Origin of the sequence: Malonomonas rubra, from assembly GCF_003247215.1 — a bacterium.
Classification (GTDB): domain Bacteria; phylum Desulfobacterota; class Desulfuromonadia; order Desulfuromonadales; family Geopsychrobacteraceae; genus Malonomonas; species Malonomonas rubra_A.
Genome location: NZ_QKAP01000140.1, coordinates 1 through 15,735 on the forward strand (window position 1 = coordinate 1; position 15,735 = coordinate 15,735).

The 15,735-nt window shown below is 56.5% G+C and carries 15 protein-coding genes; 2 read left to right on the top strand and 13 right to left on the bottom strand.

Annotated features, from left to right (window positions below; translation table 11 throughout):
• Window positions 1-55: 55 nt before the first annotated feature.
• Window positions 56-295, top strand: a complete 240-nt coding sequence (locus tag Q7J88_RS14275; protein WP_303722908.1) for a chemotaxis protein CheX — start codon at window positions 56-58, stop codon at window positions 293-295.
• Window positions 296-440: 145 nt separating this feature from the next.
• On the opposite strand, the gene Q7J88_RS14280 is transcribed toward Q7J88_RS14275, so the two are convergent.
• From Q7J88_RS14280 to rnhA, 13 genes are all read right to left on the bottom strand, one after another.
• A complete protein-coding gene (locus Q7J88_RS14280; protein WP_303722909.1) occupies window positions 441-1,856 on the bottom strand; it encodes an NADH-quinone oxidoreductase subunit N in 1,416 nt (471 codons plus the stop codon).
• Entirely contained in the window at window positions 1,853-3,343 is a 1,491-nt protein-coding gene (locus Q7J88_RS14285) for a NuoM family protein (protein WP_303722910.1), read from the bottom strand. The genes Q7J88_RS14280 and Q7J88_RS14285 overlap by 4 nt, the downstream gene beginning before the upstream one ends.
• 1 nt (window position 3,344) lies before the next feature.
• Window positions 3,345-5,198, bottom strand: a complete 1,854-nt coding sequence (gene nuoL / locus Q7J88_RS14290; RefSeq protein ID WP_303722911.1) for an NADH-quinone oxidoreductase subunit L — start codon at window positions 5,196-5,198, stop codon at window positions 3,345-3,347.
• Entirely contained in the window at window positions 5,198-5,503 is a 306-nt protein-coding gene (gene nuoK / locus Q7J88_RS14295) for an NADH-quinone oxidoreductase subunit NuoK (protein WP_303722912.1), read from the bottom strand. Before nuoK ends, nuoL begins: the two co-directional genes overlap by 1 nt.
• On the bottom strand, window positions 5,500-6,024 hold the full coding sequence (locus tag Q7J88_RS14300) for an NADH-quinone oxidoreductase subunit J (RefSeq protein ID WP_303722913.1): 525 nt from the start codon (window positions 6,022-6,024) through the stop codon (window positions 5,500-5,502). The genes nuoK and Q7J88_RS14300 overlap by 4 nt, the downstream gene beginning before the upstream one ends.
• Entirely contained in the window at window positions 6,021-6,551 is a 531-nt protein-coding gene (nuoI, locus tag Q7J88_RS14305) for an NADH-quinone oxidoreductase subunit NuoI (RefSeq protein WP_303722914.1), read from the bottom strand. The genes Q7J88_RS14300 and nuoI overlap by 4 nt, the downstream gene beginning before the upstream one ends.
• 3 nt (window positions 6,552-6,554) lie before the next feature.
• Window positions 6,555-7,547: an NADH-quinone oxidoreductase subunit NuoH gene (gene nuoH, locus Q7J88_RS14310; RefSeq protein WP_303722915.1), complete on the bottom strand. Its 993-nt coding sequence runs from the start codon at window positions 7,545-7,547 to the stop codon at window positions 6,555-6,557.
• The gene (nuoG, locus tag Q7J88_RS14315; protein ID WP_303722916.1) at window positions 7,540-9,897 is read right to left on the bottom strand and encodes an NADH-quinone oxidoreductase subunit NuoG; all 2,358 of its coding nucleotides are present in this window, start codon (window positions 9,895-9,897) and stop codon (window positions 7,540-7,542) included. Before nuoG ends, nuoH begins: the two co-directional genes overlap by 8 nt.
• Before the next feature lie 17 nt (window positions 9,898-9,914).
• Window positions 9,915-11,189: an NADH-quinone oxidoreductase subunit NuoF gene (nuoF, locus tag Q7J88_RS14320; RefSeq protein ID WP_303722917.1), complete on the bottom strand. Its 1,275-nt coding sequence runs from the start codon at window positions 11,187-11,189 to the stop codon at window positions 9,915-9,917.
• On the bottom strand, window positions 11,186-11,698 hold the full coding sequence (gene nuoE, locus Q7J88_RS14325) for an NADH-quinone oxidoreductase subunit NuoE (RefSeq protein ID WP_303722918.1): 513 nt from the start codon (window positions 11,696-11,698) through the stop codon (window positions 11,186-11,188). Before nuoE ends, nuoF begins: the two co-directional genes overlap by 4 nt.
• 93 nt (window positions 11,699-11,791) lie before the next feature.
• Window positions 11,792-14,173 carry an NADH-quinone oxidoreductase subunit B/C/D gene (locus tag Q7J88_RS14330; RefSeq protein WP_303722919.1) on the bottom strand — a complete coding sequence of 794 codons (2,382 nt, stop codon included), beginning with the start codon at window positions 14,171-14,173 and terminating at the stop codon, window positions 11,792-11,794.
• Entirely contained in the window at window positions 14,170-14,553 is a 384-nt protein-coding gene (locus Q7J88_RS14335; RefSeq protein WP_369682049.1) for an NADH-quinone oxidoreductase subunit A, read from the bottom strand. The genes Q7J88_RS14330 and Q7J88_RS14335 overlap by 4 nt, the downstream gene beginning before the upstream one ends.
• Before the next feature lie 183 nt (window positions 14,554-14,736).
• Window positions 14,737-15,186, bottom strand: a complete 450-nt coding sequence (gene rnhA, locus Q7J88_RS14340) for a ribonuclease HI (RefSeq protein WP_303722921.1) — start codon at window positions 15,184-15,186, stop codon at window positions 14,737-14,739.
• Between the two features lie 208 nt (window positions 15,187-15,394).
• On the opposite strand from rnhA, the gene Q7J88_RS14345 reads away from it, so the two are divergent.
• A partial coding sequence (locus Q7J88_RS14345) for an MASE3 domain-containing protein (RefSeq protein WP_303722922.1) occupies window positions 15,395-15,735 on the top strand: 341 nt, incomplete at its 3' end.

Consider the following 15,735-nt stretch of genomic DNA (forward strand, 5'->3'; position numbering starts at 1 on the left):
ATGCAGTATTCGAGGAGATAGGTGGCAGGAAGAATTCTTTATCGCCCATTAAATCGTGGGAAACAGCTTCGGCAAGGAAGCGATCTTCAGCCATTTTTCAGCGGTCATCGGTCTGTCCGGTGATCTAATGGCGATGATCAACATCCTCTGCGACGCCTATATCATGATAGAAATTGCCCGAGCCATGCTGGAAATGAAAGTTAACGAGATCGACTATGACGTCAGTGATACCACGAGTGAAGTTGCCAACATCTGGCGGGAGGGCCCAAATCGCGTCAGCTTGATGACAATCTAGATATCACTCTGGCACTCCCGACCACCGTTGTTGGTAAGGGCTACAGCATCTCCACCCCTAAATGAAGCGACCGGATCGTCTTTCCGTTCGATATTCCCCTGGGCCACTTCTACGTCGATGTGAAATACAATCTCAGTTGAGCAAACTAGAAGAGGATCTGCCGCAGTAAATCGAGCAGCGGACCTGGGTACACCCCCAGAAACAGAATAGCCGCACAACAAGCACCCAGCAGCACAAACTCTTCTCCGCTCCCGGAGCGCAACCGGTGCGCCTTTTTCTCCTGCATGAACAGGACGATGATCGGTCGCAGGTAGTAGTAGAGCGAAATCAGCGAAGCCAGGACACCGATGACCGCCAAATCCAGATAGCCGTGCTGTAGAGCTGCGTGGAAAATCCCGAACTTACCGAAGAAGCCAGCTAACGGTGGAATCCCCGCCAACGACAGCAGGAACAGCGCCAGTGCCGATGAACGGCGCGGATGCAGGTAACCGAGGCCGCAGAGGTCATCGTAATCCTGAATTTCCTCATTCTGCTCCGCCCACGAGGTCACCACACCGAACGCCCCGAAGGTGGCAAAAGAATAAACCACCAGATAGAAAAGCATCGATTGCGCGCCATCCGCACCGCCAATCAACAAGACGATCAGCAGATAGCCCATGTGGGTAACCGAAGAGTAAGCTAGCATCCGCTTCAGGTTGCGCTGAGTCAACGCGGAGAAAGTCCCGACCAACATGGTCACGATCGCCAGCAGCCAGAGCACCTGCTTGATTTCCACTGCAGCGCCCCCCAGACTGGACAGCAGCGGCAAAAAGGCTGTCAACACTGCGCCTTTGGCGGCAGTCGCCATCACCCCGCCGATCGGCGCCGGCGCCCCCTGATAAACATCGGGGGTCCAGAAGTGGAACGGCACTAGGGAAATCTTGAAACCAATAGCCACCAACAGCAACGCCCAGCCGGCCAAACCGAGCGGCCGCAGACCATCATCCAGCGGTAAACCGCTCAATGCCTCACTAATGTGCAGAGTCCCGGTGGCCGAATAGATCAGCGCGATGCCAAAAGCTATAAAACCGGTCGCCACCGCGCCGAACACCAGATATTTAAGCCCCGCTTCGGCACCGAGGTTATCAACCCGGTTAAAGGCTATTAGAATGTAAAGAACCAGTGTGAAAGCTTCCAGCGAAAGGAACAGGCCAAGAAATGAAGTCGCCGCCGACATCAGGCTCATCCCGGTTCCAGCAAACAGCAATAAGGAGGTATATTCACCACCACCGTAGCGGTGCAGCTCGGCATAGCGGCAGGAGAGCAACAAGGTTGCCGCGATCACCAGCGACCAGGCGATGGTACAAAAACGGGCATAAAGTGATGTACTGAACATCCCGGCCACTTCCGCAACCGGCGGTTCAAGGGTTCCGGCAAGCAGCGCCGCAACAAGGGCCAAAAACATCCCGAGCAGCAACCAACTACGCCGACTCCGCACCCAGGCGCCAACGATCAGAATCGCGGTCCCCCCCAGCACCATCAACAGCTGCGGTAACAGGGCCTGCAGTTCCAAAAGACTCATGGCAGACCTCCCTGCTGCAACAACAGCGTTACCGGTTCACGAATCGGATCAAGCAACGGCTGAGGATAGCAACCGAGCCAGATTACCAGCAGGGCCAGCGGAATCAACACAAGCCATTCTCGCGTGACCAGATCCTGCTTCTCGAACGGCTCACAACAGGGGCCCCAAATAACAGATTGCACCAACCGCAGCATGTATATAGCAGCCATCAAGACCCCCACTACGGCGATTGACGCCCAGAGCGGCTTGCTGGCGAAGGTGCCGACCAGAATCAGGATTTCCCCGGCGAAGTTGGCCAAGCCAGGCAAGCCGAGGGAGGCGAAAGAGAACAATAGGAAAAAGGCTGACAGGTTCGGCTGGCTCTGCCAGAGGCCCCCCAGCTTGGAGATTTCGTTGCTTCCGGTGCGCTGCCGAACCAAAGCCAGCATGACGAACATAGCCGCACTGGTTACACCGTGGTTGATCATTAGCAGCATACTCCCCTCCCAGGCAGTCTGGTTCCAGGCCGCCAGGCCGAGAACGACGAAGCCGAGGTGCGAGACCGAAGAATAAGCGACCAGCCGCTTGATGTCAGGTTGCTGATAGGCGACTGCTGCGGCATAAAACAGGCCGAACAACGCCAGTATCGCCAGTACTGGCAACGACATCTCCGCTGCCCGCGGAAACAGCGGAAACGCAAAGCGGATAATACCGTAAACACCGGTTTTCAGCAGCAGCCCGGCCAGATCGACCGAACCGGCCCCCGGGGCCTGCTGATGTGCATCGGGCAACCAGGCATGGAACGGGAACAAGGGCACCTTGACGGCAAACGCGGCCATGAAGCAGAGATAGAAAATCAGTTCTTGTGTCAACGACAGCTCGGTTTGCTTCAAGCTTTCCAGGGCGAAGGTGTAGACCCCGGTCTGCTCACCGTGCAAGAGGTAAAGACCGATCATCGCCAGCAGCATCAACAGGCTACCGGACAGAGTAAAAAGGAAGAACTTTACCGCCGCGTAGACCCGCCGCTCCAGCCCCCAGATACCGATCAGGGCGAACATCGGAATCAGCATCAGCTCCCAGAACAGGTAGAAGAGGATCAGGTCGAGGGCGAGGAAAACCCCGATGAAAGCGGTTCCCAGCATCAGGATCAGGGAGAAGAAGAAAACCGGATGGTAATCGATCCGCCAGGAGATCAGTACCGCAATCACCTGTAGAAAGGCGGTCAGCAGCACCAGTAGCAGCGAAAGGCCATCCATCCCGAGTGTGTAGTGGATCCCGAACTGTTCGATCCAGCTATAATCCTCATAGATCAGCCAGCCGCCCGAACCGGCATCAGCCGTAAAAGCAATGCCCAAACCGATCGCCAAAACAAGCAGATTGGTCGCCAGCGCCAGCAGGCGGCACGATTCGACCGACTTACGGAATATCAGGCAAAGCAGCACCCCACCGAGAGGCAACCAGAGCAGCAGACTTAACAATGGAAAGTTCATGGCAGTTTCAGAAGTCATATCAAGCCACCGCCTTTAACAAAAACCAGCCGACAATCAAAAGAAAACCCCAGGCAAAGCCTTGCAGGTATCGCGGGATCTTACCATCGGCCAGAGTTCGCAAACTTTTGCTCCACCCGTGGCTACCGGAAGCCAGACCATCGAGCAGGCCGTTGATCAGTCCCTCTTCTCCGCCTTGCCAGCAGAAACGACAGAACAGGTTAAATGGGCGAACCAACAGACGATCGTAAAAAGCATCAACCTTCCAGGCAGAAAGCAGGAATTCTCCGATCGAGTTTCTTGACGGTTCGGAATATTTGCGATAACGCAGGTGCGCAAATAGCCAGCCAAGCAGAAAAACAGCCACGGCGGTGCCGATCAGCAGGTACTCGCTATGATGCGAGACATGCGGCAAATCTTCCCGTCCCAGCCAGCCGGACAGCCAGAAATGTCCGCCGAACAGATGCGGCAGGTTGAGCAAGCCGCCGCCCAGGCCAAACAGCGCCAACGGTGGCAGGGTCCAGACCATCAATCTCGGCAATCCGTGCGGATGCCCTTCGCCGCGATACTCCCCGGCAAACACCAAGTAGGCAAGCCGGAAGCTGTAAAAGGAGGTGAACAGCGCGGTCAAAATCCCCAGACCGTAAATTGCCCAGTGGAAAACATCCCCCTTGGCGTATGCCGACGCCAGGATCAGATCCTTGGAGAAGAAGCCACCGGTCAAGGGGGCCCCGGCCAGACAGAACAGGCCGGCAATAAACAACCAGAACACCGGCTTGGAATATTTGCGCATACCACCCATCTGGAAGATATCGTTCTCATGTCCAGCGAGATGGATCAGGCAGCCCGCCCCCATGAACAGCAACGCCTTGAAGAACGCGTGGGTCAGCAGGTGGAAAATCGCAGCGGAAACGCTGCCGAGGCCGACCGCCATAAACATGTAGCCGACTTGGCTCATGGTCGAAAAGGCCAGCACCCGTTTAATTTCCCGCTGTGCCAGAGCGCAGGTGGCCGCATAAAGCGCGGTCAGGGTACCGACCAGGGTGATCGCCGCCATCGCGATGGGAGAGAGGGAGACCAAGGGAAACATCCGGCAGAGCAGGTAGACTCCGGCGGTAACCATGGTCGCGGCGTGAATCAGCGCCGAAACCGGCGTCGGCCCAGCCATCGCGTCCGGTAGCCAGCTCATCAGCGGCAGCTGGGCGCTCTTGCCACAGGCTCCGCCGAGCAGCAGCAGGGCAAGAATCGTCACCGTAGTCGGGTCGAGTTCCAGCACCCGGCTGTTAATCTCTTCGATACCGATGGTACCGAGCAGGGCGAACAGCCAGAGCACAGCGATGGTGAAGAACAGGTCCCCGACCCGGGTGACGACAAAAGCCTTGCGGCCGGCATCGGCATTCTCGGTCTTGCGATACCAGAAGCCGATCAACCCGTAGGAACAAAAGCCGACCCCTTCCCAGCCGAGGAACATCAGCAACAGGTTATCGGCTAGAATAATGGTCAGCATGGCGAAGACGAACAGGTTGAGCAGAGCGAAAAACCGAGCATGATCCCGTTCTTCCTCCATGTAACCGGCCGCATAAATATGAATCAGGCTGGCGACACCGGTCACCATCACTACCATCGCCGCGGCCAGCGGATCGAACAGCAGGCCGACATCGGCCTGAAAGGAACCGCTCGACATCCAGGTAAAGAGAACCGTCCGCAAACCAGCCTGTGCTTCTGGCAGCACGCCCAGGCTGGCGAGGAAACTGCCGATCACCGCTCCGCTGGCGATGACCGCCGGAAACGGTCGCGCCAGTCGCCTGCCGAAGCAGGCATTGATTACACCACCGCTTAGCGGCAGCAGAATTATCAGTGCGAGTAACTGAACCATCAGCCCCTCATCTCATTGAAAGAACGAACATCGACAGAATTTTTCCGCCGCTGCAGATAGACCACCATCGCCAGGGAAATCGACACTTCGGCGGAGGTCATCGCCATCAGAAAAATCACCATCATCTGGCCATCAAGATTTTGCCAGAAAGCGGAGGCCCCGACAAAGGACAGGCCGACCGCGTTGAGCATTACCTCGACACCGATCAGAATCATGATCAGGTTGCGGCGCGCCAGCACGCAGATCAGACCAAGAGTGAAGAGAACGGTCGAGAGCACCAGCACATGTTCCAACGGGACAATCATGCGCCACCTCTGGAATCTTTCGGCTCATCCGGGCGCCCGACATAAAAAGCGCCAACCGCGGCAAACAACAGTTGGAAAGAGGCGATCTCGACCGCCAGTGCATACTCCTTGAACAGGGAGTAGCCGAAATCGCGCGGGGTCGCGTGCCAGCGCGGAATCCCACGCGCAGTCAGCGAATCGAGTCCAGTCAGCAACATGGTGCAGCCCGCAAGAGCAACTGCCAATAATACCACTGGCACCCACTGCCCGCTGGTCGCCATCAACCCTTTTTCGGCAGAACTTGGCGACAATTTGAGCATCATGATGATGAACAAAAACAGAACCATGATCGCTCCGGCATATATGATCAGTTCCCACGCCGCCAGCAGCGGCGCGCCGAGCAGGTAAAAGAGCAGCGCTAGGGCGAAAAAGCTATTAACCAGATAGATCACAGCATGCACCGGGTTGCTGCGCGTAATAGCCAGCAGTGTTGCAATCACCGCGATCACGCCGGCCAGATAGAAAGTCAATGTCGCCATCATGGCAGCAAATCCTTTACATCGACCGGAGCCGATTCATTCGGGTTACCACCACGCGGGGCGGCAACACCGATACCGGTCTGCCGGTAAAAACTGTATTCCACATTCTTTCCACAATGATCGACCAACAGATCCTCTTTCTCGTAAACCAATTTCAGCGGGTCGCGCCCGGAAAGTTCAAAATCGCTGGTAACCTGGATTGCCAGGGTCGGACAGGCTTCGGTGCAAAGCCCACAGAAGATGCAACGGGTGAAATTGATCCTGAACCAGGCGGCGTAACGGCGGCCATTGTCAGCCTCGGCAGCCTGCATCGAGATGCAGTCGACCGGACAGGCGCCGCTGCACAGGTGACAGGCGACGCAACGCTCCTCGCCATCCGGGTCGCGGGTCAGGACCAGCCGCGCCCGGTAGCGCTCCGGCAGCTCCGGCTTCTGCTCCGGATACTGCACCGTCACCGGTTTCCGGAACATGTTCCGCAGAGTGATCCAAAACGGCGGGAAAAAACCCTTTATGTCACGTAACAAAGGCATTGCTTATCCCATCCCCAACAGGCATGCGCCAGTAATCAGCACATTGAGCAGCGCCAACGGCATCAGCACCTTCCAGCCGAAATTCATCAACTGGTCGTAACGCAGACGCGGCAAACTTCCCCGCACCCAGATAAACAGGAAACAGATCGCCAGTACTTTGATCATGAACCAGGCGATACCCGGTAGCCAGGGGCCATGCCAGCCGCCGAGAAACAACACCGTAAGCATCGAGCTGAGGATCACCATGTTGATATACTCACCAACGAAGAACAGACCGAAACGCATCCCGGAATACTCTGTGTGAAAACCAGCGACCAGCTCATTTTCCGCTTCCGGCAGATCGAAAGGGGTCCGCTTACTTTCGGCGAAAATACTGATCAGGAAGATCAGGAACGCCGGCGGGTTGAGCAGGGCGAACGGAATCTGCGCCTGCGCCATGACGATGTCGGTCAGTGAGAAGGATTTGGCCATCATCACCACCGGCACCACCGATAGTCCCATCGCCAGCTCGTAGCTAATCAGCTGCGACAGGCCGCGAATACTGCCAAGCAGCGAATATTTGGAGTTCGAAGCCCAGCCTCCGAGCGCCAACCCGTAACCGGCCAGCGAGGATAAGGCGAGGAAATAGAGTAGCCCGATGTTCAAGTCGCACACCACCATCGGCAGTTTTTGACCGAACAATTCCAGGGTCGGTCCGAACGGAATCACAGCGAAGGTCAAAAGTGCAGTCAACGCAGATAGCCCGGGGGCGAGCAGAAACAGCCCACGATCGGCGGTCGCCGGGATAAAATCCTCTTTCGTCAGCAGTTTGATTACATCTGCCAGCGGCTGGATCATACCGCCCGGTCCGGCCCGGTTCGGCCCGTAGCGTAGCTGCATACGGGCCAGCAGCTTCCGTTCGGCCAGCACCAGATAGGCGGCCATCGACAAAACCACTGCGAACACCAACACCAGCTTGATTAAGATAAGGGCCAGCATGATCAACTGCTCAGTCATGGCGCCCTCCCGCTGCTACCTGACAGAAACCGAGTTTCCCGCCCGGCACCAATTGGGGGAAAGCTGGCCCGTTTTCGACCACTGCACAGCCCGTCGCGACGCCTTCCACGCAACGAAGGGTCAAATAGTACTCACCGCAATCGGTTTTAAGAGCCACCTTCATCCCATCATCCAGCCCCCGCTCTGCAGCATCCTGCGGATGCAACTGCAAGCAGGCATCAGTAAAGCGGGGCTTTAATTTCTCGGAAAACCGACTCAACAGATCGCTGCCGTAGCGAGCCGGAGAAACAACCAGCTGCAGGCTCCCCGCTGGCTGCGCGGAAATTTCATCGGCATAGCAGCTACGCTCATCAGCATCGCTAACCCGGCAAAAGACTCCACCCGGCTGCAATTTGTCAAAATCAATCAGGCGCGGCACTGCTGTTTTCATCCGTTCGCGCAGCTGGGCCAGCTCGACTTCCTCTCCCAGCAACTGTTGCAGCAGCTGCCAAGCAGGACGCGGATCACTGCCGGGAGCTTCCGGCAAAAACTCGCGCGGCGGGTGGCTGCCCGAACCTGTTACGGCGATCGGCAAGCGCGGTTCCATCACCGGAACAAACAGTTGCTGGCGCCCCTCGTTATTGACAAAAGTACCTGCCGCCTCAACCGGCGCCGAAGTCGGAATAAACAGCTTGGTGTGAGCGCTGATCAGCGTCGGAAGGTAATCGAGGACAGCCAGCTCTTCCAAACGACTCAACGCCTTAGCGAACCGTTCTCCGTTTGGAGCCTCCAGCAAGGGATCGGTTTCGACACAGACCAGCATCTTGATCCGCCCACTCTCCAGTTGAGTCAGCAGATCATCCTGCTCCGGCAAGCTGAGCAACCCACAGCCGAAGCTGTTCGGCCCGGCGAGAACCGGATGTACCAAACAGGAGCGGGTCTGGTTCGAAGCAACGACTGCCAGCTTCTGCACCCGCAACAGACCACCGGCACCGAGCAGATCGCCGCCCGGAACCAGCACCGGAGATTCTGCTTTTTTCAGCAAGTCGAGCAGCCGCCCTGACTCAGGACTCTTATCCTGATCGAGCAGTTCGAGTAATTGCAGTGGCGACATGCTCTGCTGTTCGAATACGCACGGCAGCTCGATAGAGCGGGGATCGTACGCCAGTACCTGACCACCTTTTTTTACCGCCTGGCGTAATGCAACTGCTAGCATCGGCGCCTCTGCCAACGGGTCGACGCCCAACAGTACCACCAGGTCGCTCTGGCGAATTTTTTCCAACGACGCCAGCCGGTCAGCCAAGTCGAAAGCTGCAACCTGGGCGGCCAGGTGCCGTGGCAGATGAGCCGACAACAGGGGGGCACGGCAACCGATTTTTTCTGCCCAACGCTGCAGCATCCAGTTTGTTTCCAGACTAGCGCGATTGGATCCGAGCAGCAGCACCGCTTCCGGGCCATGCTGCCTGATCAGTTCACGCACCTTGCTATCAAGCTGCACCAACGCCTCATCTCTCGTTAACTTCCATTGCCCGCGGCTCGCTTGGCGTGGACGCTCGGGGTGATTCGCGTAGCTGCTGCCGAAACGGCCGCGGTCGCAGATAAAGAAGCCGTTGACCTTCTCATTGACACTGCTGCGCACCCGTTGCAGCTCGCCGTAACGACCGGCCGGAACCGTCGAACAGCCGAGGGAACAGTGCGGACAGATCGACGGTGCTTCCTGTAGATCCCAAAAGCGGCTCTTAAAACGAAAAGTTTTATCCGTGAAAACCCCGGTCGGGCAGGCATCGACAATATTCCCGGAGAAGTCGCTCTCCAACGGGCCATCCTTGAAACGACCGAAAAAGACCCGGTTACGCGAGCCCATCACACCGAAATCTTTGCCGCCGCAGTAATCCTTGTAGGTCCGGACACAACGGTAACACTGGATGCAACGGTTCATCTCCTGAGCGATAAAGGGCCCGAGCTGCTGATTATTGTAGGTGCGCTTCTGGCCCTCGTAACGCCGGACGCCGTGGCCGCTGGCGATAGTCATTTCCTGGAGCTGGCACTCGCCACCCTCGTCACAGACCGGGCAGTCGTGCGGATGATTGAGCATCAGCCACTCACTGACCCGTTCGCGGAACACAACCGACTTCGCATCGTCGGTGGTGACTACCATCCCCTCCTCCACCTTGATCAGGCAGGACATTTTCAGGCCCTTGAAGGTCCCTTCATGGACGGTCACCGCACACATCCGGCAGGCCCCGACCGCACCCAGCGCTTTGTGATAACAGAAGTGCGGGATCACGATCCCCAACTGCTCTGCTGCTTCAAGTACGGTGGTGCCGTCTTCGACGGTCACCTGCTGATTGTCGATGGTCAGTGTCGGCATAATTTGTCTACGTCATTTTATTTTCTGAAGGGGCAATGCCCCTTTTCAATGTGATCAACGATTTCCTGCTCAAAATGGTTCAATAACCCGGCGACCGGTCCCATCGCTCCCTCGGCGAGGGCGCAGAAGCTGTTGCCAGAGATATTTTCCAACTGGTCTTTCAGCATCGCCAGATGTTCGACAGTTCCCTGCCCGTTATCGATCGTTTCCAGCAACCAACGCATCATGGTCAACCCGTCGCGACAAGGCGAGCACCAGCCGCAGCTTTCGCGGGCGAAAAACTGGATCAGGTTGAGGGTCGCGGCAACCATGCAGGTCCGGTCATCGAAAGCGGTCACCCCGGCGGTACCGTAACGACTGTCGACCTTCTGCAAAGAGTCGAAGTCGAGAGCAACATCCATGTGCGCTGCCGTCAGATAGGGTGTCGAGGCCCCGCCCGGTAGGCAGGCTTTGAACTTGCGCCCACCGCGGATGCCGCCACCGTAGTTCTCGACGATCTCTCGCAACGGGATTCCGACCGGCAGCTCGAAACATTCGTTAACGTTGAAATGTCCCGACAAACCGTACAGCTTGGTTCCTGAACTCCCTGGCGTCAACGCCAGGTCACGGAACCATAGGGCCCCGCCGCTGACGATGTGGGGGATATTGGCGATTGTCTCGACGTTATTGACCGTAGTCGGGCGGCCGAACAGACCGCGGGTCGCCGGAAATGGCGGTTTCATCCGCGGATTCGGCCGCTTACCCTCGAGACCATTGAGCAGCGCAGTTTCCTCGCCTAGGATGTAGCGTCCGGCGCTGCCGTGTACATACAGTTCAAAATCGAAGCCGCTGCCAAAAATATTTTTGCCGATGTAACCGGCCGTTTTCGCCTCCTCGATCGCTTTGCGCAGATAACCAGCCTGCTGCTCATAGGCATAGCGAATAAAGATGTAGCCAACCCCGGTCTGCAACGCGAAAGCGGAGAGAATCATCCCCTCGACCAGTTGGTGCGGATCGGCCGCCAGCAGTTCGCCATCCTTATAGGTTCCCGGCTCCATCTCGTCACAGTTGCAGACCAAGTACTTCGGCCCGGGAGCATCGGCAGGAAAGAAGCCCCACTTCACGCCGGTCGGAAAACCGGCCCCGCCGCGCCCACGCAAGCCTGACTCCTTGACCAGCGTGCGGATCTCTTCCGGGCTCATTTTGGTCAGCGCCTTCTCCAGCGCCTGATAGCCCCCGGTAGCCTTGTAGCCGGTCATGAATACCGTTTCACCGGCTCGACGATTCTTGAACAGCAGCTGTAGGGTACTCACGCAGACGCCTCCCGCCGCAAACGGTTAATCAACTCGCCAACATCTTCCCGGCTCAACGGGCCGTAATGCTGTTGATGGATCATCACTGCCGGCGCGCAGCCGCAAACACCGAGACAGCAACTCGGCAGCAAGGTGAACAATCCATCCTCGGTGGTCTGTCCGAACTCGATACCGAGCTGCTGCTTGAACTGTTCGGCCAGTTCTTGGCCACCGTTACTCCAACAACAGATCGAATCGCAGACATGAATCGGATAACGACCGACCGGGCGACGGAAAATCTTGTCGTAGAAGGTTGCCACCTCTTCGACTTCGATCGGTTCCAGCCGGAGAATCGTCGCGGTCAACTCAACCCCTTCATCCGGTACCCAGCCATGGTTTTTCTGGATCGCCCGCAGCACATCGATCACCATTTCGCGCGGGTGTTCCAGCTCGTTGGCATGAGCGACGAAGTAGGCCAGCTCGTTTTCATCGAGCAAGCCGATCGAATCTATTTTCTCTTCCTGCGCCATATCAGTCCTTTTTAAATTGGCACATTCCGTTCAAACATTAAGCGTCGTTCAAAAATTAAGAAAACAAATTTTTGAACTGTTTAGCAAATCACGCTATCTGTCCAAATCAGCGAGTATAAAGTCGATCGATCCGATATTTGCTATCAGATCAGAGACGAGTACTCCCTGACAGATCCACGACATTGCCTGCATATGTGCAAACGACGGGGTGCGGATTCGGCAGCGGTAGGCGTTACTGCCGCCGTCGCTGACCAGGTAGTAACCACACTCGCCTTTGCTTGATTCAGTGGCCCGGTAGCATTCACCGAACGGCGCCGCAGGGCCGTTGCTGACGTTGACGAAGTGATGAATCAGGCTCTCAATGTCTTGCAGGCCATCCTGCCGCTGCGGGTAACAGTAGCGGTAATCGTCACACATCCAGCGTCCTTCCGGCATTTGACTGCAGGCTTGCTTGACGATCCGCAACGACTGACGCAACTCTTCAAGACGTACGATGTAACGGGCGAAGCAATCACCGCCCTTAGCAGTCGGCACCTCGAAATCGAAGTTCTCGTAGCCGCAGTACGGCATCGCCCGACGCAGATCCCATTCCATCCCACAAGCGCGCAGGTTCGGACCGCTGAAGCCCCAGTCGATCGCCTCTTCCAAGGTTACTGGCCCGACCCCTTCGGTTCGGGCGCGGAAGATCGCTCCGTCGGTCAGCATGTTGCTGAGTTCGTCGATCTGCTTGGCGAAATCCTTGGTGAACCATTCGACCTTCTGTTTCCAGCCATCCGGCAGGTCGAGAGGCAAGCCGCCGATGCGGAACCAGGCCGGGTGCATTCGCCCGCCGGTGATCATCTCCATAATCTCGAAGATTTTTTCCCGCGCCTCGAAGCAGTAAAAGACCGGGGTCATGGCGCCAACATCGTGGGCAAAAGATCCGAGCCAGACCAGATGGTTGACGATACGGAACAGTTCGCAGAGCATTACCCGCGCGTATTCGGCACGCTTCGGCACCTGCACGCCGAGCAGCGTTTCCAGCGAATTCAGGTAGGCGAGGTTGTTCTGCACCCCAGAAATATAGTCTATCCGGTCGGTATAGGGGATGTACTGCGCCCAATGCTGGCGCTCACCGATCTTTTCAGCACCGCGGTGATGGTAACCGAGATCTACATCCATGTCGGTGATCTGTTCACCATTCATCCGCAGCACGATCCGCAAAACCCCGTGAGTGCCAGGGTGGTGCGGCCCCATATTAAGGACCATGGTGCCGTCATCAGCCCCTTCGAGGGGAACCAGCTTGTCGCCATCGAGAGGAACATAGACTGCTGCATCATCGGCAGTATAGGCCGGCATCTCGGTCGCCCGCCCCGGATATTCCTTGCGCAGCGGATGGCCGTCCCACTCCGGTGGCATCAGAATCCGCCGCAGGTCAGCATGTCCAGTGAACCGGATGCCAAACATGTCGTAGACTTCCCGTTCGTACCAACCGGCCGACGGCCAGATATTGGTGATACTGGGGGCTTCCGGCGACTTTTCCGGCAAAGGTACCTTTATCCTCAGATAACCGGGGTTTTCGAACGTCAACAGGTGATAAACCAGCGTGAACCGATGGTCGGGACGCAGCTGGCGCTGACTCTCGTCGACTGCAGTCAGATCCTCCAGGCGCCGGTATTTCTGGCTGGTTTCATGCTTGAGGAAGCTAAGCAGCTCGCGCAACAGTTCCGGCTTCACAGTCAGCACCGGCATATCGGCCGAGAGGGGATCGCGCTCCACCTGCCCGGCGAAACGTTCTTCGACCTCGCGGTAGAGTTGCTCAGTGTGATCGGGGAAAACCTGCTTCGGTTGCGGCGGTCGCCAATTAACCTTGGTGCGATCTCCGGGAAAAACAGGTTCCTGTTGTACGCTACCACGGATCGGGCAGGATTGATAACCTGGTCCACGGGTGTCGCGGCTCTTGGTCACGCCGTCAACCAGCGGCGGTACAATCGTCCCCTCGCTGCCCCCCGGCAGGCCTAGCACCTTGCGGGCCGGCTGTTCTTCGTTGACGATCTTTTTCTGCAATTCAAGCAGACCATGCAGGAAGGCTTCCGGGCGTGGCGGGCAGCCGGGAACATAGACGTCGACCGGCAGAAGCTGATTAACCCCCTGAATGACACTGTAGACATCGTACATGCCACCGGAGTTGGCGCAGCTGCCCATAGACATGACCCACTTGGGGTTCGGCATCTGTTCATAGACCCGCAGAATCGATGCCCCCATCTTCTTAAACGGCGTCCCAGAAATGATCATCAAATCCGCTTCGCGCGGAGTACCCCGCAAAACCTCGGCACCAAAACGAGCCAAGTCATGACGCGAGGTCATACTGGTCATCATCTCGACGAAACAACAGGAGAGACCAAAGAACATTGGCCAGAGGCTGTTCTTGCGTCCCCAATTGATCAGGTCGTCCAGTTTGGTCAGGATAACACCCTGCGGCAATTTTTCGTTCATCCGCGCCTCCTGGCCCAAACCCGCTCGCGATCACCAGAGCCGGTCCATTCCAGTCCACCCATCTTCCACAGGTAAACCAGACCGAGAAAAAGGATCACAATGAAAAAAGTAATCTGCCAGAAACCGGCCCAGCCGAGTAGATCGTATGCAACCGCCCAGGAAACGACAAACACAGCTTCCAGATCAAAAACGATGAAGAAAATGGCAACCAGGTAGAAAGGAACCGGCAAGCGCAGACGGGAGTCACCGGTCGGCAGAATTGCCGACTCGTAAGCCTGATCCTTTACCTCTGAAGAGGTTCTCTGCCCCAGATAACGGGCCAGCAACATCAGCAGCAAGATCAGACCGGTTGCAATCAGAGCATACAGCCCGAGGGTCAAAACAGCCTCGGGGGCAGGTGCTCCGGCCGTAGCTACAGCGGTAGAAGTAGATTCGACACCAGACAAGAGGTTCTCCACACACCAAACAAAACCAAATACATAAAAAGTGTTGGGCAAAAGCAAAGTCTATCACAAGACTTGCACAAAAAAGCGTCAGACGCTCATTTCATTGCAGGTGAAGTCCTAACCGTCAGCCAAATTAATGGCCGCCCGGGCCAACTCATCACAACGCTCGTTTTCTTCGTGACCAGCATGCCCTCGAACCCAGACCCATTCGACCTGATGATTCGCCGCCACTGAAAGTAAACGCTCCCAAAGATCGCGATTGGCGACCTCTTCCTTCTTCGAATTTTTCCAACCTTTGCGCTGCCACCCGTCGACCCACTCGGTGACCCCCTTGACCAGATACTGGGAGTCTGTCGTCACGCGAACCCGACAGGAATGCTTCAAAGCCTCCAGTCCGGCGATGGCACCGAGCAGTTCCATGCGGTTATTGGTGGTCTCGGGATCGTAGCCGGAAAGCTCCTTGACATGATCACCGTAACGCAGGATGGTGCCATATCCGCCAGGCCCCGGGTTTCCCGAACAGGCCCCGTCAGAAAAAATTTCAACAAATTTTACCGGTTGCTGCATTTCCAAACCCTTTCGAAATATGCGGCACGATACCACACACAGCGTCCCGGTTGTTGAAAAAGCAGCCCGAACAAATTCGCGGCAGGAAACCGTTGAAATACGCTCAAGCCACGCTAAAGTTTACAAGATTTACAAGAGCAACAAAGAAACCATACCGTGGGCTCAAATACCAATCCGTTTTCAATTTACGTACCAAATAAGGTGGCATGTGCTCTCTGGCATCTCAACAGAAAAACAAATCAACCGAGTGTTATTGTTTGGCGCACCGATCGGCCTCTATTTCACCAGTAAGATTCACTACCTGCCGTTCCACAACCTTGCTGAAATTTTCAGCATCATTGTCGCCAGCACGATTTTCGTAATTGCGATCTATTCCCCCGATTACCAAAGGAACCGCTATCTTCTGTTTATCAGCATCGGCTACCTGTTTATCGGTTTTCTCGACCGGCTCCACACCCTTTCCCACAAAGGGATGAACATCTTTACCGCCTACAATTACTACGCTAACCAACTCTGGATCGCGACACGTTATCTGGGAAGCCTCACCCT

Coding starts and splice junctions, on each gene's coding strand:
- Q7J88_RS14280 (WP_303722909.1), bottom strand. CDS start 1,856: ATGAGTCTTTTGGAACTGCAGGCCCTGTTACCGCAGCTGTTGATGGTG.
- Q7J88_RS14285 (WP_303722910.1), bottom strand. CDS start 3,343: ATGACTTCTGAAACTGCCATGAACTTTCCATTGTTAAGTCTGCTGCTC.
- nuoL (WP_303722911.1), bottom strand. CDS start 5,198: ATGGTTCAGTTACTCGCACTGATAATTCTGCTGCCGCTAAGCGGTGGT.
- nuoK (WP_303722912.1), bottom strand. CDS start 5,503: ATGATTGTCCCGTTGGAACATGTGCTGGTGCTCTCGACCGTTCTCTTC.
- Q7J88_RS14300 (WP_303722913.1), bottom strand. CDS start 6,024: ATGATGGCGACATTGACTTTCTATCTGGCCGGCGTGATCGCGGTGATT.
- nuoI (WP_303722914.1), bottom strand. CDS start 6,551: ATGCCTTTGTTACGTGACATAAAGGGTTTTTTCCCGCCGTTTTGGATC.
- nuoH (WP_303722915.1), bottom strand. CDS start 7,547: ATGACTGAGCAGTTGATCATGCTGGCCCTTATCTTAATCAAGCTGGTG.
- nuoG (WP_303722916.1), bottom strand. CDS start 9,897: ATGCCGACACTGACCATCGACAATCAGCAGGTGACCGTCGAAGACGGC.
- nuoE (WP_303722918.1), bottom strand. CDS start 11,698: ATGGCGCAGGAAGAGAAAATAGATTCGATCGGCTTGCTCGATGAAAAC.
- Q7J88_RS14330 (WP_303722919.1), bottom strand. CDS start 14,173: ATGAACGAAAAATTGCCGCAGGGTGTTATCCTGACCAAACTGGACGAC.
- rnhA (WP_303722921.1), bottom strand. CDS start 15,186: ATGCAGCAACCGGTAAAATTTGTTGAAATTTTTTCTGACGGGGCCTGT.